At 58.4% G+C, this 22718-nt stretch carries 22 protein-coding genes; 14 read left to right on the plus strand and 8 right to left on the minus strand.

What is annotated here, in order from left to right; translation table 11 throughout:
* Nucleotides 1-304 precede the first annotated feature (304 nt).
* The 3 genes from hrpB (at nucleotide 305) to FB593_RS14935 (ending at nucleotide 4780) form a co-directional block, all read left to right on the plus strand.
* A complete protein-coding gene (gene hrpB / locus FB593_RS14925; RefSeq protein ID WP_113473353.1) occupies nucleotides 305-2791 on the plus strand; it encodes an ATP-dependent helicase HrpB in 2487 nt (828 codons plus the stop codon).
* 29 nt (nucleotides 2792-2820) lie between these two features.
* A complete protein-coding gene (locus FB593_RS14930; RefSeq protein WP_080581007.1) occupies nucleotides 2821-4128 on the plus strand; it encodes an ActS/PrrB/RegB family redox-sensitive histidine kinase in 1308 nt (435 codons plus the stop codon).
* Between the two features lie 67 nt (nucleotides 4129-4195).
* Nucleotides 4196-4780 carry an ActR/PrrA/RegA family redox response regulator transcription factor gene (locus FB593_RS14935; protein ID WP_003516258.1) on the plus strand — a complete coding sequence of 195 codons (585 nt, stop codon included), beginning with the start codon at nucleotides 4196-4198 and terminating at the stop codon, nucleotides 4778-4780.
* 59 nt (nucleotides 4781-4839) lie between these two features.
* On the opposite strand, the gene FB593_RS14940 is transcribed toward FB593_RS14935, so the two are convergent.
* Nucleotides 4840-5325: an MmcB family DNA repair protein gene (locus tag FB593_RS14940; protein ID WP_013635204.1), complete on the minus strand. Its 486-nt coding sequence runs from the start codon at nucleotides 5323-5325 to the stop codon at nucleotides 4840-4842.
* A gap of 183 nt (nucleotides 5326-5508) precedes the next feature.
* Between FB593_RS14940 and FB593_RS14945 the strand changes: the two genes are divergently transcribed.
* The gene (locus FB593_RS14945) at nucleotides 5509-6210 is read left to right on the plus strand and encodes a L,D-transpeptidase (RefSeq protein ID WP_003516268.1); all 702 of its coding nucleotides are present in this window, start codon (nucleotides 5509-5511) and stop codon (nucleotides 6208-6210) included.
* Nucleotides 6211-6362: 152 nt separating this feature from the next.
* Here FB593_RS14945 and FB593_RS14950 read toward each other — a convergent pair whose 3' ends face one another.
* The 4 genes from FB593_RS14950 to hslV all read right to left on the minus strand — a co-directional run bounded on the left by FB593_RS14950 (nucleotide 6363) and on the right by hslV (nucleotide 11726).
* Nucleotides 6363-8531 (minus strand): malate synthase G, encoded by a 2169-nt coding sequence (locus FB593_RS14950; RefSeq protein ID WP_065705021.1) that lies wholly within the window; start codon nucleotides 8529-8531, stop codon nucleotides 6363-6365.
* 121 nt (nucleotides 8532-8652) lie between these two features.
* Nucleotides 8653-9618 carry a DUF1402 family protein gene (locus tag FB593_RS14955; protein ID WP_003516272.1) on the minus strand — a complete coding sequence of 322 codons (966 nt, stop codon included), beginning with the start codon at nucleotides 9616-9618 and terminating at the stop codon, nucleotides 8653-8655.
* Nucleotides 9619-9806: 188 nt separating this feature from the next.
* Entirely contained in the window at nucleotides 9807-11114 is a 1308-nt protein-coding gene (gene hslU, locus FB593_RS14960; RefSeq protein ID WP_145166720.1) for an ATP-dependent protease ATPase subunit HslU, read from the minus strand.
* Between the two features lie 87 nt (nucleotides 11115-11201).
* Complete coding sequence (gene hslV, locus FB593_RS14965; protein WP_003516283.1) at nucleotides 11202-11726, minus strand: ATP-dependent protease subunit HslV; 525 nt, start codon at nucleotides 11724-11726, stop codon at nucleotides 11202-11204.
* 203 nt (nucleotides 11727-11929) lie between these two features.
* Between hslV and hisB the strand changes: the two genes are divergently transcribed.
* From hisB to coaA, 7 genes are read left to right on the plus strand one after another with little or no spacing between them, the layout of a single operon-like run.
* A complete protein-coding gene (gene hisB / locus FB593_RS14970) occupies nucleotides 11930-12526 on the plus strand; it encodes an imidazoleglycerol-phosphate dehydratase HisB (protein ID WP_145166721.1) in 597 nt (198 codons plus the stop codon).
* 23 nt (nucleotides 12527-12549) lie between these two features.
* Nucleotides 12550-13044: a DUF2628 domain-containing protein gene (locus FB593_RS14975; protein WP_145166722.1), complete on the plus strand. Its 495-nt coding sequence runs from the start codon at nucleotides 12550-12552 to the stop codon at nucleotides 13042-13044.
* 1 nt (nucleotide 13045) lies between these two features.
* Nucleotides 13046-13696: an imidazole glycerol phosphate synthase subunit HisH gene (hisH, locus tag FB593_RS14980; protein WP_003516289.1), complete on the plus strand. Its 651-nt coding sequence runs from the start codon at nucleotides 13046-13048 to the stop codon at nucleotides 13694-13696.
* A 1-nt stretch (nucleotide 13697) separates the two neighbouring features.
* Nucleotides 13698-14441 carry a 1-(5-phosphoribosyl)-5-[(5-phosphoribosylamino)methylideneamino]imidazole-4-carboxamide isomerase gene (hisA, locus tag FB593_RS14985; RefSeq protein WP_080799926.1) on the plus strand — a complete coding sequence of 248 codons (744 nt, stop codon included), beginning with the start codon at nucleotides 13698-13700 and terminating at the stop codon, nucleotides 14439-14441.
* Entirely contained in the window at nucleotides 14438-15214 is a 777-nt protein-coding gene (gene hisF / locus FB593_RS14990) for an imidazole glycerol phosphate synthase subunit HisF (protein ID WP_003516294.1), read from the plus strand. Before hisA ends, hisF begins: the two co-directional genes overlap by 4 nt.
* A 16-nt stretch (nucleotides 15215-15230) precedes the next feature.
* Nucleotides 15231-15554, plus strand: a complete 324-nt coding sequence (locus FB593_RS14995; RefSeq protein ID WP_003516295.1) for a phosphoribosyl-ATP diphosphatase — start codon at nucleotides 15231-15233, stop codon at nucleotides 15552-15554.
* Complete coding sequence (gene coaA / locus FB593_RS15000) at nucleotides 15551-16552, plus strand: type I pantothenate kinase (protein WP_019565929.1); 1002 nt, start codon at nucleotides 15551-15553, stop codon at nucleotides 16550-16552. The genes FB593_RS14995 and coaA overlap by 4 nt, the downstream gene beginning before the upstream one ends.
* A gap of 48 nt (nucleotides 16553-16600) precedes the next feature.
* Here the strand turns inward: coaA and lysM are convergent, their stop codons facing one another.
* The 3 genes from lysM to FB593_RS15015 all read right to left on the minus strand — a co-directional run bounded on the left by lysM (nucleotide 16601) and on the right by FB593_RS15015 (nucleotide 19294).
* A complete protein-coding gene (gene lysM / locus FB593_RS15005) occupies nucleotides 16601-17050 on the minus strand; it encodes a peptidoglycan-binding protein LysM (protein WP_003516300.1) in 450 nt (149 codons plus the stop codon).
* A gap of 86 nt (nucleotides 17051-17136) precedes the next feature.
* Nucleotides 17137-17571 (minus strand): alternative ribosome rescue aminoacyl-tRNA hydrolase ArfB, encoded by a 435-nt coding sequence (gene arfB / locus FB593_RS15010; RefSeq protein ID WP_003516303.1) that lies wholly within the window; start codon nucleotides 17569-17571, stop codon nucleotides 17137-17139.
* Between the two features lie 112 nt (nucleotides 17572-17683).
* Nucleotides 17684-19294 (minus strand): phosphoenolpyruvate carboxykinase, encoded by a 1611-nt coding sequence (locus tag FB593_RS15015; RefSeq protein ID WP_003516305.1) that lies wholly within the window; start codon nucleotides 19292-19294, stop codon nucleotides 17684-17686.
* A 339-nt stretch (nucleotides 19295-19633) separates the two neighbouring features.
* On the opposite strand from FB593_RS15015, the gene chvI reads away from it, so the two are divergent.
* Genes chvI through FB593_RS15030 form a run of 3 tightly spaced genes read left to right on the plus strand, consistent with a single transcriptional unit; the run spans nucleotide 19634 to nucleotide 22659 of the window.
* Nucleotides 19634-20362 carry a two-component system response regulator ChvI gene (gene chvI / locus FB593_RS15020; RefSeq protein ID WP_003516307.1) on the plus strand — a complete coding sequence of 243 codons (729 nt, stop codon included), beginning with the start codon at nucleotides 19634-19636 and terminating at the stop codon, nucleotides 20360-20362.
* A 52-nt stretch (nucleotides 20363-20414) separates the two neighbouring features.
* Nucleotides 20415-22205: a two-component system sensor histidine kinase ChvG gene (gene chvG, locus FB593_RS15025; protein ID WP_013635194.1), complete on the plus strand. Its 1791-nt coding sequence runs from the start codon at nucleotides 20415-20417 to the stop codon at nucleotides 22203-22205.
* A complete protein-coding gene (locus FB593_RS15030; RefSeq protein WP_145166723.1) occupies nucleotides 22195-22659 on the plus strand; it encodes an HPr kinase/phosphorylase in 465 nt (154 codons plus the stop codon). Before chvG ends, FB593_RS15030 begins: the two co-directional genes overlap by 11 nt.
* The last annotated feature ends 59 nt before the right edge of the window (nucleotides 22660-22718 follow it).

Genomic DNA, 22718 nt, shown 5'->3' on the forward strand with positions numbered 1-22718 from the left:
CCTCAAACAAGTCAACACACCTATCGTCAAAAAACTGACATTTTTGCTAACCGTATGAAAATAAAAGATAGTTTCAAGGTGGACCGCAAGGGAGGCATAGAAAGGACTGAATCCTCGTCCCTTTTGGCGGCGCATGCGGGAACCCCTTCCCACCCTTCACGACAGATAGCTTGCGAAGAACCGCAATTTTGCCGGAAGAGCTCTTGCGAAACCCTCTCCGCCGGCTGTCAAAGCACCGGGCCGTGCTTTAGAAACGGCAGAAGAGACGCTTAGACATCAACCCGATTGCCCCAGGCCTGTTTGCATGACCAGAACGCCAGCCCATATAAAGATCGATCTGCCCGTACTTCCCGTCAGCGACGTTCTGGCCGAGATTGCCCAAGCGTTGGACGGGTCAAAGCGTGCCGTTCTGTCGGCTCCTCCGGGTGCGGGCAAAACAACGCTGGTGCCGCTTCATCTCCTGCGTGAGGAATGGCGGGGCGACGGCAAGATCATTCTTCTCGAACCACGTCGGCTTGCCGCCCGGGCCGCGGCTGGACGCATGGCTGATCTTCTTCAGGAGAATGTTGGAGAAACCGTCGGCTATCGTATGCGGCTCGACAATCGCATCTCCTCAAGAACCCGGATTGAAGTGGTGACTGAGGGTGTCTTTGCCCGGATGGTTCTGGACGACCCGGAACTTGCCGGCGTTTCGACGGTGATTTTCGACGAGTTTCACGAACGTTCACTCGATGGCGATTTCGGACTGGCACTTGCGCTCGACGTTCAGGAGGGACTGAGAGACGATCTGCGCATCCTCGTGATGTCCGCCACCCTTGATGTGGAACGCATCAGTGCGCTGATGGGCGATGCCCCTGTCATTCAGAGCCTCGGCCGCACATATCCAATCGACACACGCTACGAGGACCGCTGGCAGGGTGTGCCTGTCGAAGAGAAAGTCACAAAGGCGATTACCGAAGCTCATGCATCGGAAACAGGCTCCATTCTTGCCTTCCTTCCGGGGCAGGCAGAAATTACCCGCACGGCCAACCGGCTGGAGGGGCGTTTTTCCGACGATACAGATATAATCCCGCTTTACGGCAATCTTTCGCAAAAGGAGCAGGATGCGGCGATCAAGCCGGCACCGGCCGGACGCCGCAAGATCGTGCTTGCCACATCGATCGCAGAAACATCGATCACCATAGACGGCGTGCGTGTGGTGATTGACAGCGGGTTGCAGCGACTACCGGTTTTCGAACCGGCGACGGGCATCACGAGACTGGAGACAGTGCGGGTTTCGCGCGCCTCCGCCGACCAGCGGGCGGGCCGAGCCGGACGAACGGAACCCGGCGTTGCGATCCGCCTGTGGCATCCGGGACAGACGGCAGCGCTCAACGCCTTCACGCCACCGCAAATTCTGGCGAGTGATCTTTCCGGCCTTGCACTCGACCTCGCCCATTGGGGCGTTCATGATCCTTCCGCGCTTTCATTTCTGGATGCCCCTCCCGAAGCGGCATTGAAGGAATCGATCGCGCTTCTCAAAAATCTGGGCGCACTCGATGAAAGCGGCGCGCTGACGCGACGCGGCCACCTGATGCGCAGCCTCTCATTACCGCCACGGCTTGCGGCAATGGTAATTGCAGCGGCGAGCGAAGGTGCGGGAAAAAAGGCGGCAATGCTCGCTGTCATGCTTACGGAACAAGGACTGGGCGGAACCGACATCGATCTCGATGAAAGATTGCGGCGCTTTCTTTCCGAGAGAAGCGAAAGGGCGCAAGCGGCGCGCAAGCTGGCTTCGAGACTTCTAGATGCGATCGGCGATGCGCAGACTATGAATGAACAGCCAAGCGAGGCTGGCCCCTTGCTGCTGCACGCCTATCCGGACCGGATTGCGCTTCAGCGAGGAGCGCGCGGTCGTTATGTGATGGCGAACGGCCGGGGTGCAGAACTTGCCGAAACCGAGCGGCTGGCGGCGAGTAGGATGCTGGTGGTTGCCGATATTACGGGGCGTGCGGCACAGCCGCGCATCCTTTCCGCAGCAAGCATCGAGCGCACCGATATAGAAGAGCGGATGCCGCATCTTATTGTGCAGCAGGACCAGCTGCTGTTTGACAAGGCAAGCGGCCAGGCGCGTGCACGCCGCGTCACGCGCCTAGGCGCCATCATCCTCGACGAAACGCCCCTGCCCCGCCCGGAGGGTGAACAGGCGGCGCAGGCACTTGCCAACGGCGTTCGGGAATTTGGTGTAGGAATTCTTCCGTTCACAAAAGAAACCCAGCAGTTGCGCGACAGGATAGGCTTTCTGAATGCCAGCATCGGCGACCCCTGGCCGGATGTCAGCGATGCTGCATTGCTTTTACGGCTGGATGAATGGTTCGTGCCCTTCCAGCACGGCGCCCGCAGCCTTCAGGATATCCGGCCCGGCAGCCTTTCCGAGGGACTTTTAGCCCTGGTGCCTTATGAGGTCGCACGCGATCTCGGCAGGCTTGCGCCGACGCATTTCGAAGCGCCGACGGGCCAGCGGCATCCTATTCGTTACGATGCCAGCGAACCGACGCTTTCCATTCGTGTGCAGGAGCTTTTCGGGCTGACGGCTCATCCCGCCATCGCGCAGGGGCGGTTGCCGCTGCTGCTGGAATTGACCTCGCCGGCGCACAGGCCGATACAGACGACACGCGATCTTCCGGGTTTCTGGGCAGGATCGTGGAAAGATGTACGGGCGGACATGCGCGGGAGGTATCCGCGCCATCCATGGCCTGAGGACCCGGCATCGGCATTGCCGACCAGCCGCGCAAAACCGCGCGGAACGTGATGACGATGAAAAGCACAAAGGAGATGAAGGTGGCTGGCCATCCGATCGAAACAACAAGGCTTGGCCGCGCCAGCCGCAGGATAAGGCTGCAAACCATCGTATGGTTGCGCTGGCTGGCGGTGGCCGGGCAAAGTGCGACGATCCTGCTTGTTGCTTTCGGCTTGAACTTCCCCCTGCCACTTCTGGCTTGCAGCCTTTTGATCGGTGCACTGGCGCTTGCCAACCTGTTTCTCACTGCGCGTTTTCCCTCCACCTATCGTCTGGAGCCGTGGGAAGCGACATTGCTGCTGGCATTCGACCTGCTGCAATTGACGGCGCTCATCTACATCACCGGTGGTCTTTCCAATCCTTTCGCACCGCTGATCTGCGTGCAGGTCATCATCGCCTTCGCGTCGCAGCCCCTTCGGCACTCGCTTATTCTGCTCGCATTTGCCGTCATCTGCTCGACGGCAATCGCTTTTTCGCCGTTTCCAGTTCCGTGGTATCCCGGTGAGGTGCTGCCGATCCAGCTTCTGCTGCATGTGGGCACCTGGGTCGCGATCATTGCCACGACCTCTTTCGCGGCCTTTTATGCCTATCGCGTTTCACACGAGGCCAATCAGCTGGCCGATGCGCTGGCTGCGACCGAACTGGTGCTGGAGCGGGAAAAACATCTCTCGCAGCTAGACGGTCTGGCCGCCGCTGCGGCACACGAGTTGGGCACGCCGCTGGCGACAATCAGCGTCGTCGCCAAGGAAATGGAACGGGAACTCGGAAATGATGAAAGGTTTGGCGAAGACATAGCGCTGCTGCGCAGCCAGAGCGAAAGATGCCGTGATATTCTGCGCCGCCTTACATCGCTTTCCACCGATGATGAGGAGCATATGCGCCGCCTGCCGCTCTCCTCGCTGATTGAGGAGGTGATGGCGCCGCACCGGGAATTCGGAATCCGTCTCGATCTCGTCGAAAAGAACAACCGGATCGACGAGCCGGTTGGCATCCGGAATGCCGGCGTTATTTACGGGCTGGGCAATCTCATCGAAAACGGCGTGGACTATGCGCGGGAAAAAGTGACCGTGACCGTGGAGTACGATTCGCAGAATGTCGCCGTCACCATTGAGGATGATGGACCGGGTTATGCCCATGACGTGCTTGCCCGCATTGGTGAACCCTATGTGACCGAACGTCACAACGATACCCGGGCGGGAGGGCTGGGACTCGGGCTTTTCATTGCAAAGACATTGCTGGAACGCTCCGGCGCCACCGTTACCTTCGAAAATCGCGGTTTGAGCGGAACCGGAGCGCGGGTCACAATCGTCTGGCCTCGAGCGCTTATGGACGATAAAAGAGACCGTTGACTTTACCATTCACGTGGAAGCGGCGATAAGAAGAAAAAGCCGACTAAGTTGCCGAAAGGCCTGAGACATGACGACAGAAGACCAGACCCCCATCAGCGCGACAACGGATGACGACGACCCGATCGGAGCTGACAGATCGCTGCTGATCGTCGATGACGACGGTCCCTTCCTGCGCCGGCTTGCCCGGGCCATGGAAACACGCGGATTTATCGTCGATACCGCCGAGACGGTTAGCGAAGGCATTGCCCGTTCCAAGGCTGCGCCGCCCAAATATGCGGTCGTTGATTTGCGGCTTACGGATGGCAATGGTCTCGAGGTCATCGAAGCCATCCGGCAGTACCGGGACGATACGCAGATTGTCGTCCTGACCGGCTACGGCAATATCGCAACCGCCGTTACCGCCGTGAAGCTTGGGGCGCTGGATTATCTTGCCAAACCGGCCGATGCGGACGATGTCTTCAATGCGCTGACGCAGCGCAAGGGTGAAAAGACTGAAGTGCCCGAAAACCCGATGTCGGCCGACCGGGTGCGTTGGGAGCATATTCAGCGCGTTTATGAAATGTGCGAGCGCAACGTCTCGGAAACCGCCCGCCGGCTTAACATGCACCGGCGAACGCTGCAGCGCATTCTGGCGAAACGCGCGCCGAAGTAGAGCATTTACAGTACAAGTGAGAAGCGGTTTTACATCCGGATACGGTCTGGAACCGGGCATTACTCTCCGAAGCTGCGCCCGGTCGTCCACTCCGCCAGCATCAGCCGGGTTGCAGCGGTTCTCGAGAAATCCAGCATCACCGATTTGCGGGTTGCGGGCGGTAATTTATGCTCCGGCGCATCGCGAAGCATATGGGCGCCATAGCCATCCGACAGGATAAGCCCACATTCTTCCGGAAAGATTTCGACCGGCACTTCCGGATGGGTGGCAAAAAACAGCCGGTCGCAATGCAGGCGGTATTCCGGCCATTTACGATCGACACGGAAGTCCTCGATCGAGGATTTGATTTCGATAATCCAGATTTCACCCTTTGCCGAAAGGCTGATGAGATCGGCCCGTCGTCCGCTTGCAAGCGGCAGTTCCGGCAAAACCGAATGTCGCATCTCGTGCAAAAGCACCTGAACGCCGCGGCGCACCAGCATCGCCTTGTCCGACTGGCGACCGTCGATTAACGGATTATTGTTGGTAAGCGAAAGAATAGTCATGGATAAAGGCTACTGAGGCGTTTGGCCTATTGTTGCAAAAAGGCAATCAACCGGCAATTTTAAAGTCACATTCGTCCTGCAGCAGCGTATCGGCTTGCCAAGAACGGCTTAATGGAAAATAACCGATTTATCCAATTAAGCCTACTCCTTCGCACAATTTGGCGAATTTTCCGCGAGAACGATATGCGCATCCGTACCTCATTGACTGCACTCGGTCTGACGGCAGCACTGGCTCTGGCCGGCTGCGCCGAAACCACATCCCAATCATCCGGCCAGGTAGCGGCGTCAGTGCCGGTCGCTAACCCGGTTCCGGCAAAGGTCGAAACCGTCCAGATCTTCAACGATGTTTACGGCCCTGTGACCGACGCGGGCTATGCGCTGCCCGCCATCCCGATCAATCGTGTGAACGAGAAGTTCCGTCGTCAGATCGTCGAATTCCAGAATAACGAACGGCCGGGCACGATCATCGTCAATACGCGTGAGCGTTTCCTTTATTATATCCTGCCCGGCAACCGCGCAGTTCGTTACGGCATCGGCGTTGGCAAGGCTGGTTTTGCCTGGGCCGGCGAAGCCTATGTCGCCTGGAAGCAGGAATGGCCGATGTGGCATCCGCCGAAGGAAATGGCCGACCGCAAGCCGGAAGTCGCAAAGTATGTCGAGGCAGGCATGGGTCCGGGTCTTTCCAACCCGCTCGGCGCGCGCGCCATGTATCTCTTCAACGAAAAGGGACAGGACACGCTGTTCCGTATCCACGGTTCGCCTGAATGGGCATCGATCGGCACCGCCGCCTCTTCCGGCTGCATCCGCATGATCAACCAGGACGTCATCGACCTTTACAGCCGCGTCCGTCCCGGCCGCAGCACCAAGGTTGTCGTGATCCAGTAAGATCAGATACCAGACAAAGAAAAAGCCGCCGTGGAATTCCCGGCGGCTTTTTTGTTTCTGGAGCATTCCCAGTAAAAGTGCATAGCAGTTTTAAGGTAGAGCACGTCGAACATTGCATTCAGACAAGACGTGCTCTGGATTTCCTGTCGGCCTCAAGCCGCCTGCTTCGCCTTCAGTTCGAGGCGACGGCGGTGCAGAACCGGTTCCGTATAACCGTTAGGCTGCTCCCGGCCTTTCAGCACAAGTTCGACGGCGGCCTGAAAAGCGACCGATCCTTCAAAGTTGGACGCCATCGGCAGATAGGCCGGATCTCCGGCATTTTGGCTATCGACCACGGCGGCCATGCGTTTCATGGTCTCAACGATCTGCTCTTGCGTAACCACGCCATGGCGCAGCCAGTTGGCCATATGCTGCGCGGAGATGCGCAGCGTGGCGCGGTCCTCCATCAGTCCGACATTGTTGATATCAGGCACCTTGGAGCAGCCGACGCCCTGATCGACCCAGCGCACGACATATCCCAGAATGCCCTGCGCGTTGTTGTCGAGTTCGCGCTGGATTTCCTCGGGCGTCCAATTGGGACGCGGCACGACCGGTACCGATAGAATATCGGAGAGTTTTGCCCGGCCCCGGCTTTTCAGGTCGTCCTGAACGGCTGCGACATCGACCTTGTGATAATGCGTGGCATGTAGCGTCGCAGCCGTGGGTGAAGGTACCCAGGCGGTGTTGGCGCCTGCCTTCGGATGCGCGATCTTCTGCTCCAGCATGGCGGCCATCAGGTCAGGCATGGCCCACATGCCCTTACCGATCTGCGCATGGCCGGAAAGGCCGCATTCCAGACCGATATCGACGTTCCAGTTCTCGTAAGCCGCAATCCAGGCCGCCTGTTTCATATCGCCCTTGCGGATCATCGGACCCGCTTCCATCGAGGTATGAATTTCGTCGCCCGTGCGGTCGAGGAAGCCGGTATTGATGAAGACGACCCGGTCTTTAGCCGCGCGAATGCTTTCCTTGAGGTTGACCGTGGTGCGGCGTTCCTCGTCCATGATGCCCATTTTCATGGTGTTCGGCGCCATGCCGACAAGCTTTTCGGCCCGCGTGAAAATCTCGTTGGCGAAGGCGACTTCCTCCGGCCCGTGCATCTTCGGCTTGACGACATACATGGAACCGGCGCGGGAATTCTGGCGACGGCCGGAGGGGCCGACATCGTAAAGCGCAATCAGCGCTGTGACGACGGCGTCCATGATACCTTCCGGCACCTCGCGGCCATCCTTGTCGAGGATCGCCGGATTGGTCATGAGGTGACCGACATTACGCACCAGCATCAGGGAACGCCCCGGCAGAGTAAGTGCTCCACCATCGGGGGCGGTGTAATAACGATCCGGGTTGAGACTACGGGTGAAGGTGTTACCGCCCTTGGAAACCTTCTCCGTCAGGTCGCCGCGCATCAGGCCAAGCCAGTTGCCATAAACCAGCACCTTGTCCTCGGCATCAACAGCGGCAACGGAATCCTCGCAGTCCATGATGGTTGTCAGCGCCGATTCGAGAATGACATCAGAGATGCCCGCCTTGTCACCCTTGCCGATTTCCGTCGAGGGATCGATGACGATCTCGGTGTGCAGACCATTCTTGCCAAGCAGGATCGTTGCCGGCTTTTCCGCATCGCCGGTAAAGCCCTTGAATTGCTCGGCATCTTTCAGGCCCGTTTTGCTGTCACCGATTGCAAGCTGCAAGAGGCCGTCAACGATCTTGAATCCGGTCACATCCGACCAGCCTGCCGTTTCGAGCGGAGCTGATTCGTTGAGGAAGTTCCGCGCCCAGGCAATGACCTTTTCGCCGCGTTTCGGATTATAGCCCCTGCCCTTTTCCGCACCATCGGCGTCAGAAATGGCATCCGTGCCGTAAAGCGCATCGTAAAGCGAACCCCAGCGGGCATTGGCGGCGTTCAGCGCATAACGGGCATTCATGACCGGCACGACAAGCTGCGGGCCTGCGACAGCGGCAATTTCCGAATCGACGTTGCTGGTTTCGACCTTGAAGCCGGGTCCTTCCGGCAGCAGATAGCCGATTTCCTTAAGGAAGCCCTCATAGACATCAAAATCCGTCGGGGCGCCATTCTGCCGGTACCAGCCATCCAGTTTTTCCTGCAAGGCGTCGCGCTTTGCGAGCAATTCACGATTCTTGGGGGAAAGCTCGTGGACGATGGCGGAAAAGCCTTCGAAGAAAGTTTCTGCATCAAGACCCGTGCCCGGCAGAACGTCATCCGTCAAAAAAGCATAAAGCCTGTCATCAATGGAAAGACCGAATTTATTGGTGCGGCTCACATGCGCCTCCTCTTTATCTCAAGGGGGCAGATTGGACGCTGAGGCAGGCGCTCGTCAATTGCGAGAGGCAACCAAATATTATTTCCGCTTTGGAAAGAATGCCGACGATAATCGTCTTTTTCTACAAAAGCGCCTGCAAATCCTTGATGCGATCGTTCACCAGCCAGCCGTAATAGTTTTCTTCCGGCAAAAGCGGCTGTTCCCCACCTGCGGCGCGCTGACGATTTTTCTGGGCGAGAGCGGCAGCGCGCTGCGCGGATCCGCCGACATTATAAAGCGTGGACGTTACACCAGGATTTTTGGAAACGTCCATGTCGGCAATCGACCTGTAGTCGTCGATCGATTTGCGGATGGAGGCTGCCATAAAGGCGAGCGAGCGATCCGGGTCCATGATGGCGGTATAAACGGCGGTCGCATCGTTTTCGTCGAGCTTCTCATAACCTGAGGTTTTCGACACCATGTCGGACAACATCAATGCCGTGAGCGGATTGATCTGGCCGAGACCGAAGGTCTGTCCGGCATAAAAGGGCTGGAAAAATACAGCGCTGAAACGATTGTTCGGATAGGCAACGCCATCTACCGTCTTGCCGCGGAAGCTGTCGTCCCAGACGTCTTCCCGACAGTTCCAAAGGCTATAGGAATCCTTTTTCGACTGGCACCTGGCGAATTGCGAATGCGTCAGAAACTGCGCGATGGTTTCGTCCTTGTAGCCGAAACGGAAGCTGCTGCCGGCATAGGACGCGGCCTTGACGTAGTAGGATTGCAGGCGGTCATAGGCGTCGACGTTATAGGTATGCTCGCCGACAATCGCCCCGATCATGTGGATCGGATCGATACCGTAGCGCCCGGCGGTAGACTTGATCTTGCCGATCAGTGCCTTGTCGGAAGACAGGAGGTCGATCACCTTCTGGTATTTACGCTCGAAAGACGTATTGGAACCCTTGGTTCGACGTGCGGAAGCCCCCGGAATGCCCGGCTGTTCGGCATTGCGATTGCCAGGCGGGACGACCGTCGCGGCCTCGGCATAAGAAGACGAGACGACGGTGAACGTCAAAGCGGCGGCAAATGCCAGAAGAGTTTTGCGCACGAGCGAATGCCTTTTCTCAAGCCGACCTCTCCCGAACCAAGAGAAAACCGGACCATTCCATAAAGCGGTTCCAACCGGAATGCAGCCTTTCCCATAAACAAAAAGGGGGCTGAATGCGAGACAAGGCCGTAAAATAAAAGAGTGCGGCAAATGTGGCCGCACTCTCGTGTCTTTGCTCTCCAAGATATTCAGAGAATATAGCGGGACAAATCCGTATCGGCGGCAAGATCGCCGACGTGCTTTTTGACATATTCCTGATCGATCTTGACGGCAGAGCCACCACGATCGGGTGCGTTGAAGGAAATCTCGTCGAGAACACGCTCCATCACCGTCTGCAGGCGGCGCGCACCGATATTCTCGACCGACGAGTTGAGATGAACAGCCACGTCGGCCAGAGCGTCGATCGCATCGTCCGTGAAGTCGAGATCGAGTTCTTCCGTCGCCATCAGCGCCTTGTACTGGCGGATGAGGCTTGCTTCCGTCTCGGTCAGGATACGGCGGAAATCCTCCTTCGTCAGCGGCTTCAGCTCGACACGGATCGGCAGGCGGCCCTGAAGCTCCGGCAGAAGGTCGGACGGCTTTGCCACATGGAACGCGCCGGAAGCGATGAACAGAACGTGGTCGGTTTTCACCGGCCCGTATTTGGTCGAGACAGTCGTGCCTTCAACGAGCGGCAGAAGATCGCGCTGCACGCCTTCACGCGAGACGCCGGCACCCATGCCGCCATCGCGCGCGGCAATTTTGTCGATCTCATCGAGGAAGACGATGCCGTCATTTTCCACCGACTTCACCGCTTCACGCTGGATCATGTCATTATCGAGCAGCTTGTCGGATTCGTCGCGAACGAGATCGGTATAGGATTTCGAGACGGTGGTGCGCACCTTCTTGGTACGTCCGCCCATCGCCTTGCCAAACATTTCCGACAGGTTGAGAACGCCGATATTGGCGCCCGGCATGCCGGGGATTTCAAAGCCGGGCATGCCCGAACCGCTGTCGGCCACTTCGATGTCGATTTCCTTGTCGTCCAGCTCGCCGTCGCGCAGCTTCTTGCGGAAGCTCTCACGTGTCGCGGGTGACGCGGTCGATCCGACCAGTGCGTCGAGCACCCGCTCTTCGGCGCTCTGATGCGCCTTGGCCTGTACTTCCGCGCGCTTCTTTTCACGCAAGAGGCCAATGCCGATCTCGACAAGATCGCGGATGATCTGCTCGACATCGCGACCGACATAACCGACTTCGGTAAATTTGGTCGCTTCGACCTTGATGAAGGGCGCGCCGGCAAGCTTGGCGAGACGGCGGGAAATCTCCGTCTTGCCGACACCGGTCGGTCCGATCATCAGGATGTTTTTCGGCATCACCTCGTCGCGCAGGCTCTCATCGAGCTGCTGGCGACGCCAACGGTTGCGCAGTGCAATCGCGACCGCACGTTTCGCATCATTCTGGCCGATGATGTGGCGGTCCAGTTCCGAGACAATTTCCCGGGGAGAAAAAGTGGTCATTCTGTCCTCTCGGCTTTCCTGCTCCGGCCGGCCATTCTGGCCCGGCCCACAGGACCCTTGGGTGAGAAATGGGGGTGAGAAATATGCTTACTCGGCGTCGAGGGTTTCGATGACGAGGTTATGGTTGGTGTAAACACAGATATCGGCGGCGATATCGAGCGACTTGCGCGCCACCTCCTCTGCCGACTTGTCCGTATCCATCATGGCGCGGGCAGCCGCAAAGGCGTAGTTGCCGCCGGAGCCGATGGCGATCGCACCATGTTCGGGTTCCAGCACGTCACCATTCCCGGTGATGGCGAGTGTCGTGGATTTGTCGGCCACCAGCATCATGGCTTCGAGGTTGCGCAGATATTTATCCGTGCGCCAGTCCTTTGCAAGCTCTACGGCCGCGCGCATGAGCTGACCGGGATATTGCTCGAGTTTCTTTTCGAGACGGTCGAGCAGCGTGAAGGCATCCGCCGTTGCGCCAGCAAAACCGGCAATCACTTCACCCTTGCCAATGCGACGAACCTTGCGGGCATTGCCCTTCATGACGGTCTGGCCAAGACTTACCTGACCATCGCCAGCCATGACGACCTTGCCGCCCTTCCTGACTGTAATAATCGTTGTCATCAAACACCTGTCTGCCCTACCGGGCCTGCGGTTAACGGGCCGGCATCCGGCCCTTCTCGGCATCTATGTAAGTTTGCTTTTCACGATTGCAAATCCTGCCCGCACTGCACTGTTTTGCGCAGATCATGCAAGACGATGGAACAACTGGATATTTGTGTCTCGTGCTGATAAGGAACGGCGACATTTTCACGGAGCGGCCACAGATGGCAGAACGTAAAGGCGAGATCATCCGCAAGACCAACGAAACCTCGGTTTCGGTGCGCGTGGATATCAACGGCACCGGCAAGTCGACAATTTCCACCGGGGTGGGATTTTTCGATCATATGCTGGACCAGCTGAGCCGCCATTCGCTGATCGACATGGATATCGAGGTTCAAGGTGACCTGCATATCGATGATCACCATACGGTCGAAGATACCGGCATCGCCATCGGCCAGGCCATCGCGAAGGCGTTGGGTGACAGGCGCGGCATTACCCGCTACGCCTCGCTCGATCTTGCCATGGATGAGACGATGACCAAGGCTGCCGTGGATATTTCCGGCCGTCCCTTCCTTGTGTGGAATGTCAACTTCTCCGCGCCGAAGATCGGCACATTCGACACCGAGCTTGTGCGCGAATTCTTTCAGGCGCTGGCCCAGAATGCCGGCATCACGCTGCATATCCTGAACCATTACGGCGCCAACAACCATCATATCGCCGAAACATGCTTCAAGGCCGTTGCCCGCGTTCTTCGCGCGGCAACCGAGATCGACCCCCGGCAGGCAGGCCGCGTTCCCTCGACAAAGGGCATGCTGGCCTGACCGCCAAAGCTGTCAGGAAGCCCATGACAAGCTATCTCGTTCTGGAAGCCCCCAACGGGCCGGACAGGGACCACAAGACGACCCGCTTCATAGCAGACCGTTTCGTCTGGCTGGCACTTATTGCGCCCTGGCTGTGGCTGGCCGTAAACCGGCTGTGGCTGGCCGCGATCGTCGTATTTGCAGTTCTCGTTCTGGCCGGTTGGGCATCAATGTTACCCGGATTCGAACCGGTGGGCATTTTGTGCAGCGTCGCCATTGCCCTCATCACTGCACTGGAGGGGCGCGATTTTCTCGTCCGGCACCTGATAGGCAAGGGCTGGAAGATGACTTCGGTCATTTCCGCCCCTCATCTTTCGAGTGCCGAAGAGATATATTTCTCCGATCTTTCCGAAAATACCGAGCCGTTGGGACAGCTGTCGCAGCCGGTATGGACACCCTCGCCGCAGAAGAGCGGTGACAAAAACTTCGTCAACGATCCCTCCGGATCGTTTCTTTTCGACTTGAATGGAAGGCGCTGACATGCGCGTCGCGATCATCGACTACGGTTCTGGCAACCTGCGTTCGGCCACCAAAGCTTTCGAGCGCGCCGCCCGCGAAGCCGGCATCAATGCAACCATTGACCTGACCGATAAGCCGGATCACGTCGCATCTGCGGACCGCATCGTCCTGCCAGGCGTCGGCGCCTATGCCGATTGCCGCGCCGGTCTCGAAGCTGTGCCCGGCATGCATGAGGCGCTTATCGAAGCCGTCGAGAAAAAAGCTCATCCCTTCCTCGGCATCTGCGTCGGAATGCAGCTGATGTCTTCGCGTGGTCTCGAAAAGACTGTCAGCACGGGGCTTGGCTGGATCGAAGGCGATGTCATTGAAATGACGCCCTCCGATCCGACGCTTAAAATCCCGCAGATTGGCTGGAATACGCTGGAAATCCGGCATCAGCATCCCCTGTTCGACGGTATCAGGACCGGCGCTGACGGCTTGCATGCCTATTTCGTGCATTCCTATCATCTGGCGGCGAAACATCCGGCGGATGTCATCGCCACCACCAATTACGGTGGCGCGATGACGGCTTTCGTTGGTCGCGACAATATGGCTGGCGCGCAGTTCCACCCGGAAAAAAGCCAGACGCTTGGCCTCGCCCTGATTTCCAATTTCCTGCGCTGGAAGCCCTGACATGATTCTTTTTCCCGCAATCGATCTTAAAGACGGCCAGTGCGTTCGCCTGAAACTCGGCGATATGGAGCAGGCAACCGTTTACAATACGGACCCCGGCGCGCAGGCGAAGTCCTTCGAGGACCAAGGCTTCGAGTGGCTGCATGTCGTCGATCTTAACGGCGCCTTCGCTGGCCAGACGGTGAATGGCGAAGCGGTCGATGCCATTCTCAAGGCCACGACAAACCCGGTGCAGCTTGGCGGCGGCATCCGCACTCTCGATCATATTGAGGCGTGGCTCAGCCGTGGGCTTGCCCGCGTCATTCTCGGCACCGTGGCGGTACGCGATCCCGTCCTGGTTATCGAAGCCTGCAAGCGTTTCCCCGGTCAGGTCGCTGTCGGCATCGACGCCAAAGGCGGCAAGGTTGCTGTTGAGGGCTGGGCGGAAGCCTCAGAACTCGGCGTCATCGAACTTGCCAAACGTTTCGAAGGTGCCGGCGTTGCCGCCATCATCTACACCGATATCGATCGCGACGGTATTCTGGCTGGCATCAACTGGGCCTCGACACTCGAACTGGCAGATGCCGTGTCGATCCCCGTCATCGCCTCCGGCGGCCTTGCCTCCATCGACGACATCAAGCGCATGTTGCAGCCGGATGCCGCAAAGCTAGAGGGCGCAATTTCAGGCCGCGCGCTTTATGACGGGCGCATCGATCCTGCCGAGGCGCTCGCCCTCATCAAGGCTGCCAAGGAGATAAGCGCATGACCCTCAAAGCCCGCGTTATTCCCTGCCTCGATGTAAAAGACGGCCGCGTCGTCAAGGGTGTGAACTTCGTCGATCTTATCGACGCCGGCGACCCAGTCGAGGCGGCGAAGGCCTATGATGCGGCGGGAGCGGACGAACTCTGCTTTCTCGACATCACCGCCTCGTCCGACAATCGCGACACGATTTTCGACGTGGTATCGCGCACGGCCGACCATTGCTTCATGCCGCTGACCGTCGGCGGCGGCGTCCGCGCCGTGGCTGACATCCGCAAGCTGCTTCTCTGCGGTGCAGACAAGGTCTCCATCAATTCCGCAGCGGTGAAAGATCCTGATTTCGTCGCGCAGGCTGCCGACAAATTCGGCAACCAGTGTATCGTCGTCTCCATCGACGCCAAGCGGGTTTCGAAGGACGGGGAAGACGGCCGCTGGGAAATCTTCACCCATGGCGGACGTCAGCCAACCGGAATCGACGCCGTGGAATTTGCCATCAAGATGGTCGAACGCGGTGCCGGCGAATTGCTCGTCACCTCGATGGACCGCGATGGCACCAAAAGCGGATACGATATCGGCCTGACACGCAGCATTGCCGATCAGGTTCGCGTGCCCGTCATCGCCTCGGGTGGCGTCGGAACGCTGGATGATCTGGTAGCCGGCGTTCGCGATGGCCATGCGACCGCGGTGCTTGCCGCTTCCATCTTCCACTTCGGCACCTATTCGATCGGGCAAGCCAAGAGCTACATGGCCGAGCATGGCATCGCCATGCGTCTCGACTGATTGCAGGAACCTTTCCATGAGCGCATTTTCCCTTTCCGATCTGGAACGCATCGTCGCGACACGCGCCGCCGCCTCCCCCGATGAATCCTGGACGGCCAAACTTGTTGCGGCGGGCCAGGAACGTGCGGCGAAAAAACTGGGCGAAGAGGCTGTTGAGGCCGTGATCGCCGCCATCGCGAAAGACCGCGACGGGCTGAAAAACGAGGCAGCCGATCTGCTTTATCACCTGCTGGTGGTGTTGAAGATCGCCGACATTCCCCTTGCCGACGTCTTTGCCGAGCTGGAGCGCCGGACCGGACAGACCGGACTTGCGGAAAAGGCAGCGAGGCCGACATCATGAATGTCAAGGCAGGCAGCGGGGAGAGAGGCATGCCGAGCACACTCGATCATTTCCGCCCGGATGAATATTCGCCCTATCACTTCTTCAGCTCGGAAGAATGGGCAAAGTTTCGCGCCGACACACCACTCACCCTTTCCGCCGACGAGGTCAAAAGACTGCGTTCGCTGGACGACCCGATCGATCTGGACGAAGTGCGGCGTATCTATCTGTCGCTGTCGCGCCTCCTGTCATCGCATGTGGAAGCATCGCAGCTGCTGTTCGAACAGCGCAACCGCTTCCTGAACATGGCGGATGTCAACAAGACGCCCTTCGTCATCGGCATTGCCGGGTCGGTGGCGGTTGGAAAATCGACAACGGCGCGCATTTTGAAGGAGCTTCTGGCCCGCTGGCCTTCCAGCCCGAAGGTCGATCTCATCACCACCGATGGGTTTCTTTACCCGAACGAGGTGCTGCGGCGCGAGAACCTTATGGAGCGCAAGGGCTTTCCGGAAAGCTACGACATCGGTGCGCTGCTGCGTTTCCTCTCGGCGATCAAGGCGGGCCAGCCGAATGTGAAGGCGCCACGCTACTCGCATCTGACCTATGACGTGCTGCCCAACGAATTCACTGTCATCGACCAGCCGGATATCCTCATCTTCGAAGGCATCAACGTGCTGCAATCACGCGACCTGCCGGCGGGCGGGCGGATCGTGCCGATCGTTTCCGACTTCTTCGATTTCTCGATCTACATCGATGCGGATGAGGACTTCATTCACAACTGGTATGTGAACCGGTTCATGAATCTGCGACAAACCGCCTTCCGAGACCCGAATTCATTCTTCAATCGCTATGCGTCGATCAGCGAAGAGGCGGCGCTCAGCATTGCCGAGGGCCTCTGGCAGAACATCAACCTGAAGAACCTGCGCCAGAACATCGTGCCCACGCGTCCACGCGCCGATCTTATCCTGCGCAAGGGCAAAAACCACCTGATCGACACGGTGGCGCTTCGCAAGTTGTGAAAGATGCCGCAAAAGCGGCATCTCCATCGCAGCGGTTAAAATCCGTTATTAGGCAAGGTCAGGAATGCGCAAAACCTGACCGGGATAGATTTTATCGGGATGGGTCAGCATCGGTTTGTTGGCTTCGAAGATGATGTTGTTCTTGCCGCCATTTGCCTTGCCGTACTGGGCTTCAGCGATCTTCCAGAGATTATCGCCCTTTTTGACCGTGTAGAAAACGGGTTCCTTCGCCGGCGCTTCTGCCACCGTCAGTTCGCCGGCCTCGACCTTGGAAATGCCGAGCGTATTGCCAACGGCGATGACTGCCTTTTCGAAAATTGACTGGTCGGCCACTTCGCCCTTCAGAACGACCTTATCGTTCACCACCTCGACCTGAACCTTGTCGGTGCCGAGATCGTGGGAAGCGAGTTCTTTTTTGACAGCTTCGACATCGGGGGCATCATCTCCACCGATACCAAGCTTCTTTCCCGCTTCCTTGATGAAATTGAACAGACCCATAGCACCCTCCTTGGTTGTAGGAGATTTACCAGACGATATCTGAAGGTCTATGACAAGTGCGAAACATTTTGCCATCCAGCTGCGACCTAGTCGCCTGATGGCTTGCCACGCATTTTCTTGACATCCGACCGGCCGGATTTCGCCTTGAGGCGGCGCTCGACGGAACCCTTGGTCGGCTTGGTAGCCTTGCGCACCGGCGGCGGCGGCGCTGCCGCTTCAAGGATCAGTTCCTTCAGCCGTTCACGCGCGTCTTCGCGATTGCGCTCCTGGCTTCGAAACCGGCTCGCCTCGATCATGAGCACGCCTTCTTTCGAAACACGCCGCCCGCCCAGACGCAGCGCATTCGCCTTCACCCGGTCCGGCAGGGAGGGAGAATTGGCGATGTCGAAAAACAGCTGAACCGCCGTCGAGACCTTGTTGACATTCTGGCCACCCGGCCCGCCGGCCAGCACGAATTGCTCCGTCAGCTCCCAGCCGGCGATGGTAATTCGGTTGCTGATGTAAAGCGGGGCGCTGGCCATGTTTTTTCTCCGCGCCGGTGATGCCACAGATCGGGAAAAATGAAAACAAGGCACGAAACGAAAGAACCCGGCACAAGGCCGGGTTCCCCTCCTCCTCATAAACGAGGCTTATTCATTCTGCCGCGAGCAGCAGTCCCGGTGCTGCATCGCGCACCTTGCTGTCGACGTGATCTTCGAACTTGGTGAAGTTCGTAACGAACATCGACACAAGCTTCTTCGCCTGCGCGTCGTAAGCTGCGCCGTCGGCCCAGGTCGAACGCGGATCGAGGATAGCGGCATCGACGCCTTCCAGCGACAGGGGCACGGCGAAACCGAAATTCGCATCGGTGCGGAATTCGGCACCCTTCAGCTCGCCGGTGAGGGCTGCCGTCAGAAGCGCGCGGGTCGCCTTGATGGGCATACGCTTGCCGATGCCGTAAGCACCGCCGGTCCAGCCGGTGTTGACCAGCCAGCAGTCCACGCCATGCTTGCCGATCAGCTCACGCAGCAGGTTGCCGTATTCCGCCGGGTGGCGCGGCATGAAGGGTGCGCCGAAGCAGGTGGAGAATGTCGCTTCCGGCTCAGTCACGCCCTTTTCCGTGCCGGCAACCTTTGCCGTGTAGCCGGAAAGGAAGTGGTACATGGCCTGTTCCGGCGTCAGCCGGGCAATCGGCGGCAGCACGCCGAAGGCATCCGCCGTCAGCATGATGATGGTCTTCGGATGACCGGCAATGCCCGTTTCCGATGCATTCGGAATGAAGTGCAGCGGATAGGCACTGCGGGTGTTTTCCGTCAGTGAGTTGTCGTTGAAATCCGGAACACGGTTTTCGTCCAGCACGACGTTTTCGAGAACGGTGCCGAAACGGCGGGTCGCGGCATAGATTTCCGGCTCAGCTTCGGCCGACAGCTTGATCGCCTTGGCGTAGCAGCCGCCTTCGAAATTGAAGATGCCGTGTTCGCCCCAGCCGTGCTCATCGTCGCCGATCAGCGTGCGCGACGGATCAGCCGACAGCGTGGTCTTGCCGGTGCCGGACAGGCCGAAGAACACGGCGGAATCACCCTCGGGACCGACATTGGCCGAGCAATGCATCGGCATGACGCCCTTGGCCGGCAGCAGGTAGTTCAGCACCGTGAAGACCGACTTCTTGTTTTCACCGGCATAGGAGGTACCGCCGATGAGGACGAGACCATTGGTGAGATCGCAGGCGATGACGGTTTCCGAACGGACGCCGTGACGCGCCGGATCAGCCTTGAAGCTCGGCAGATTGATGATGGTCAGCTTCTGTTTGAAGCCTGCCAGTTTCTCCCGCTTCGGGCGGATGAGCAGGTTCCGGATGAACAGCGAATGCCAGGCAAGCTCAGTGACGACACGGGTCGACAGGGCGTTTTCCTCATCGGCACCGCCGATCAGATCCTGAACATAGAGCGTCTTGCCGGCGGCGTGCGCAAGCATGTCCTGACGCAGCAACTCGAAGTTTTCCGGCGACAGCGGCTTGTTGTTGTCCCACCAGATAGTGTCTTCGGTGGAAGCGTCGCGGACGACGAATTTGTCCTTCGGAGAACGGCCCGTATGCTGACCGGTAACGGCACGAAGTGCGCCATCCGCCGTCAGCTCAGCTTCGCCGTTGCGGATCGCCTCTTCGTACAATTCGCTTTCGTTGAGGTTATAAAAGACGCGGGAGGCCTCGCCCAGTCCGAGTTCCGCAACTCCATTGGCAGGATTATGAACCCCAAGCTCGTTCATGACGCGTTCCTTGTAAATGACGATAAGGCCGTTGAAATTTTCACGGAAAATACGTGGCGGCTTTTAGAAACGCAAGAGTGAAACTTTAAATAACTTAGTGATTTCAATATATTAATCGATTTAAAAGATTTTATTTCTTTTTAAATCGGTTGAAGACGCATTAGAATCCAGCTGCGGCGTTTTCCCGGAATTGACCTAGTCACACCAGGCGATTTGGTTGTGAGTTTTCCTTTGCCACAATTTGTTCCACCTTTATACTCATGAGAGTGGCTCGCGGCGCGCAACCTTGGCTGGGTGGATGTCGGGAGTTACGAGAAAATGACGATGGAGACCAACTACATGCAGACGATCGCGCTTGTCGACGACGACCGGAATATTCTCACTTCGGTATCGATCGCGCTCGAAGCCGAAGGCTACCGGGTCGAAACGTATACGGACGGCGCCTCCGCGCTTGACGGACTGATTGCCCGTCCGCCGCAGCTCGCCATTTTCGACATCAAAATGCCGCGCATGGACGGCATGGAGCTTTTGCGGCGTCTTCGCCAGAAATCGGATATTCCGGTTATCTTCCTGACCTCCAAGGATGAAGAGATCGACGAATTGTTCGGCCTGAAGATGGGTGCTGACGATTTCATCACAAAACCCTTCTCGCAGCGCCTTCTGGTGGAACGCGTCAAGGCCATCCTGCGCCGCGCCAGCAGCCGCGAGGCTTCCGCTGCGACCGGCGGCAGCACGCTGAAGCCGACGGCTGATCAACAGGCGCGCACGCTCGAACGCGGCCAGCTGGCCATGGATCAGGAACGCCACACCTGCACCTGGAAGGGCGAGCCGGTGACGCTGACCGTTACCGAATTCCTTATCCTGCATTCGCTTGCACAGCGGCCAGGCGTGGTGAAAAGCCGCGACGCGCTGATGGATGCGGCCTACGACGAACAGGTCTATGTTGACGACCGCACGATCGACAGCCACATCAAGCGCCTTCGCAAGAAGTTCAAACTGGTCGATGGTGACTTCGATATGATTGAAACGCTTTATGGCGTAGGATATCGCTTCCGCGAAGCGGCTTGAACGAGCCGCAATCGGGAGAGACCACCGGAATTGTGGTGGCGAGGACATAGACTTGTTGAAGAAAACGCCGGAAACCGTCTCGGACAGTGACGATGCCGAAGATCGCGGCAGCGAACGCCGCCATCGTATCCATCCGCTGACGATCGTCCGACGCATTTTTGGCAATGCGGTGTTTTCCAGCCTCACGCGCCGCATCCTTTTCTTCAACGTGGCCGCGACGGTCGTTCTGGTCGGTGGCATTCTCTACCTCAACCAGTTCCGCGAGGGGCTGATCGATGCGCGGGTGGAAAGCCTTTTGACGCAGGGCGAGATCATCGCCGGCGCCATCTCGGCCTCCGCCTCGGTGGATACCAACTCCATCACCATCAATCCGGAAAAGCTGCTGGAATTGCAGGCGGGGCAAAGCATCACGCCCGCCCCCAATGACGAGGACTTGAGTTTCCCGATCAATCCGGAACGGGTGGCGCCGGTGCTGCGCCGGCTGATTTCGCCGACACGGACCCGCGCTCGGCTTTTCGACGCCGATGCCAACCTGCTTCTCGATTCCCGCCATCTCTATTCACGCGGCCAAGTCCTGCGCTTCGATCTGCCGCCGGTGACGCCGGAAACCCAGACCTGGGGTGAATGGTTCACCAGCATGTTCAACCGCATGCTGCAACCGAGCAGCCTGCCGCAATACAAGGAAGCGCCAGGTGGCGACGGCTCGATCTATCCGGAGGTGATGAATGCGCTGACCGGCGTGCGCGGCGCAGTCGTTCGCGTTACGGAAAAGGGTGAGCTGATCGTTTCGGTCGCCGTGCCGGTGCAGCGCTTCCGGGCCGTGCTCGGGGTTCTGCTCCTGTCCACGCAGGCCGGCGATATCGACAAGATCGTGCATGCGGAGCGCCTTGCCATCATGCGCGTGTTCGGCATCGCCACGCTCGTCAACATCGTACTTTCCCTTTTGTTGTCATCCACCATCGCCACGCCGCTCCGGCGGCTTTCGGCGGCTGCGATCCGCGTGCGTCGCGGGGCCAGAACCCGTGAAGAAATACCGGACTTTTCGGCGCGTCAGGATGAAATCGGCAACCTTTCTATAGCGCTTCGTGAAATGACGACGGCGCTTTACGACCGTATCGACGCAATCGAAAGTTTCGCCGCCGATGTCAGCCACGAGCTCAAGAACCCGCTGACTTCGCTGCGCAGCGCCGTGGAAACACTGCCGCGTGCCAAGACGGAGGAGTCCAAACAGCGGCTGACCGAGATCATCTTCCACGATGTCCGCCGCCTCGACCGCCTGATCAGCGATATTTCGGATGCCTCGCGGCTCGATGCCGAACTGGCGCGCGTCGATGCATCGCCGCTGGATCTCGACGTTCTTATGAAGGGTCTGGTGGATATCTCCCGCCAGATCAGCACAAAGAAAAAGAGCGTGGCGATCGACTATGTCGCCGACCGGAAGGCGGGAGCCAAAACCTCCTTCGTCGTGAACGGTCACGATCTTCGCATCGGGCAGATTGTCACCAACCTGATCGAGAATGCCCGCTCTTTCGTTTCCGAGGAAAGCGGCCGCATCACCGTGCGCCTTTCCCGTCACAAGGACCGCTGCATCGTGCAGGTGGAAGACAATGGCCCCGGCATTCAGGCCGAGGATATCGACCGGATTTTCGAGCGCTTCTACACCGACCGACCGGCAAGCGAAGGTTTCGGCCAGAATTCCGGCCTTGGCCTTTCCATCAGCCGCCAGATCGCCGAAGCCCATGGCGGCAGCCTCAGGGCAGAAAATGTCGTCGACAAATACGGCGTGATATCAGGCGCGCGCTTCACCCTGTCGCTGCCGGCGGCCGAAACCCATGAACGCTGAACGCTTCAACCTGCACGCAACTGCCATTGTCGTCGACAACACCGGCATTCTCTTCACCGGACCGTCCGGCAGCGGCAAAAGCGAGCTTGCCTTCAGCTTTCTGACGGAGGCGCAACGATGCGGATTGCCGGCGGCACTGATCGCGGATGATCAGATTTTCGTGTATCGCGACGGCGAAAACATTATCGCCGAGCGGCCGAAAGCAATAGCCGGACTACTGGAATTGCGCGGCAGCGGCATCGTTAACGTCAACAGCGTCCCGAGCGCCGGACTAAATTTCGCCGTTACGACAGTTCTTTCACCGGAAAATCCAAGACTTCCGGAAGATGACGAGGTGTTGTTGCTGCCCTGCGGCGGGCATCTTCCGCTTCTGCGTATTCCGCTTTCCAGTCTTACGCCCTATGGAAAATTTGCTGCACTTGCTCAAAATCTTTTTAAAACGAACGTGAAGTGACCATGATTCAGGCGATTTTAGGCTTGCGATTCGCATTTTCCTCATCAAGATGAAATCCC

Source organism: Rhizobium sp. SJZ105 (assembly GCF_007828365.1).
GTDB classification, from domain to species: domain Bacteria; phylum Pseudomonadota; class Alphaproteobacteria; order Rhizobiales; family Rhizobiaceae; genus Agrobacterium; species Agrobacterium tumefaciens.

What these genes read in the sequence shown, in the direction of transcription:
- hrpB (WP_113473353.1), top strand. Translation starts at nt 305, where the DNA reads ATGACCAGAACGCCAGCCCATATAAAGATCGATCTGCCCGTACTTCCC.
- FB593_RS14935 (WP_003516258.1), top strand. Translation starts at nt 4,196, where the DNA reads ATGACGACAGAAGACCAGACCCCCATCAGCGCGACAACGGATGACGAC.
- FB593_RS14940 (WP_013635204.1), bottom strand. Translation starts at nt 5,325, where the DNA reads ATGACTATTCTTTCGCTTACCAACAATAATCCGTTAATCGACGGTCGC.
- FB593_RS14945 (WP_003516268.1), top strand. Translation starts at nt 5,509, where the DNA reads ATGCGCATCCGTACCTCATTGACTGCACTCGGTCTGACGGCAGCACTG.
- hslU (WP_145166720.1), bottom strand. Translation starts at nt 11,114, where the DNA reads ATGACCACTTTTTCTCCCCGGGAAATTGTCTCGGAACTGGACCGCCAC.
- hslV (WP_003516283.1), bottom strand. Translation starts at nt 11,726, where the DNA reads ATGACAACGATTATTACAGTCAGGAAGGGCGGCAAGGTCGTCATGGCT.
- hisB (WP_145166721.1), top strand. Translation starts at nt 11,930, where the DNA reads ATGGCAGAACGTAAAGGCGAGATCATCCGCAAGACCAACGAAACCTCG.
- FB593_RS14975 (WP_145166722.1), top strand. Translation starts at nt 12,550, where the DNA reads ATGACAAGCTATCTCGTTCTGGAAGCCCCCAACGGGCCGGACAGGGAC.
- hisH (WP_003516289.1), top strand. Translation starts at nt 13,046, where the DNA reads ATGCGCGTCGCGATCATCGACTACGGTTCTGGCAACCTGCGTTCGGCC.
- hisA (WP_080799926.1), top strand. Translation starts at nt 13,698, where the DNA reads ATGATTCTTTTTCCCGCAATCGATCTTAAAGACGGCCAGTGCGTTCGC.
- hisF (WP_003516294.1), top strand. Translation starts at nt 14,438, where the DNA reads ATGACCCTCAAAGCCCGCGTTATTCCCTGCCTCGATGTAAAAGACGGC.
- FB593_RS14995 (WP_003516295.1), top strand. Translation starts at nt 15,231, where the DNA reads ATGAGCGCATTTTCCCTTTCCGATCTGGAACGCATCGTCGCGACACGC.
- coaA (WP_019565929.1), top strand. Translation starts at nt 15,551, where the DNA reads ATGAATGTCAAGGCAGGCAGCGGGGAGAGAGGCATGCCGAGCACACTC.
- lysM (WP_003516300.1), bottom strand. Translation starts at nt 17,050, where the DNA reads ATGGGTCTGTTCAATTTCATCAAGGAAGCGGGAAAGAAGCTTGGTATC.
- arfB (WP_003516303.1), bottom strand. Translation starts at nt 17,571, where the DNA reads ATGGCCAGCGCCCCGCTTTACATCAGCAACCGAATTACCATCGCCGGC.
- FB593_RS15015 (WP_003516305.1), bottom strand. Translation starts at nt 19,294, where the DNA reads ATGAACGAGCTTGGGGTTCATAATCCTGCCAATGGAGTTGCGGAACTC.
- chvI (WP_003516307.1), top strand. Translation starts at nt 19,634, where the DNA reads ATGCAGACGATCGCGCTTGTCGACGACGACCGGAATATTCTCACTTCG.
- FB593_RS15030 (WP_145166723.1), top strand. Translation starts at nt 22,195, where the DNA reads ATGAACGCTGAACGCTTCAACCTGCACGCAACTGCCATTGTCGTCGAC.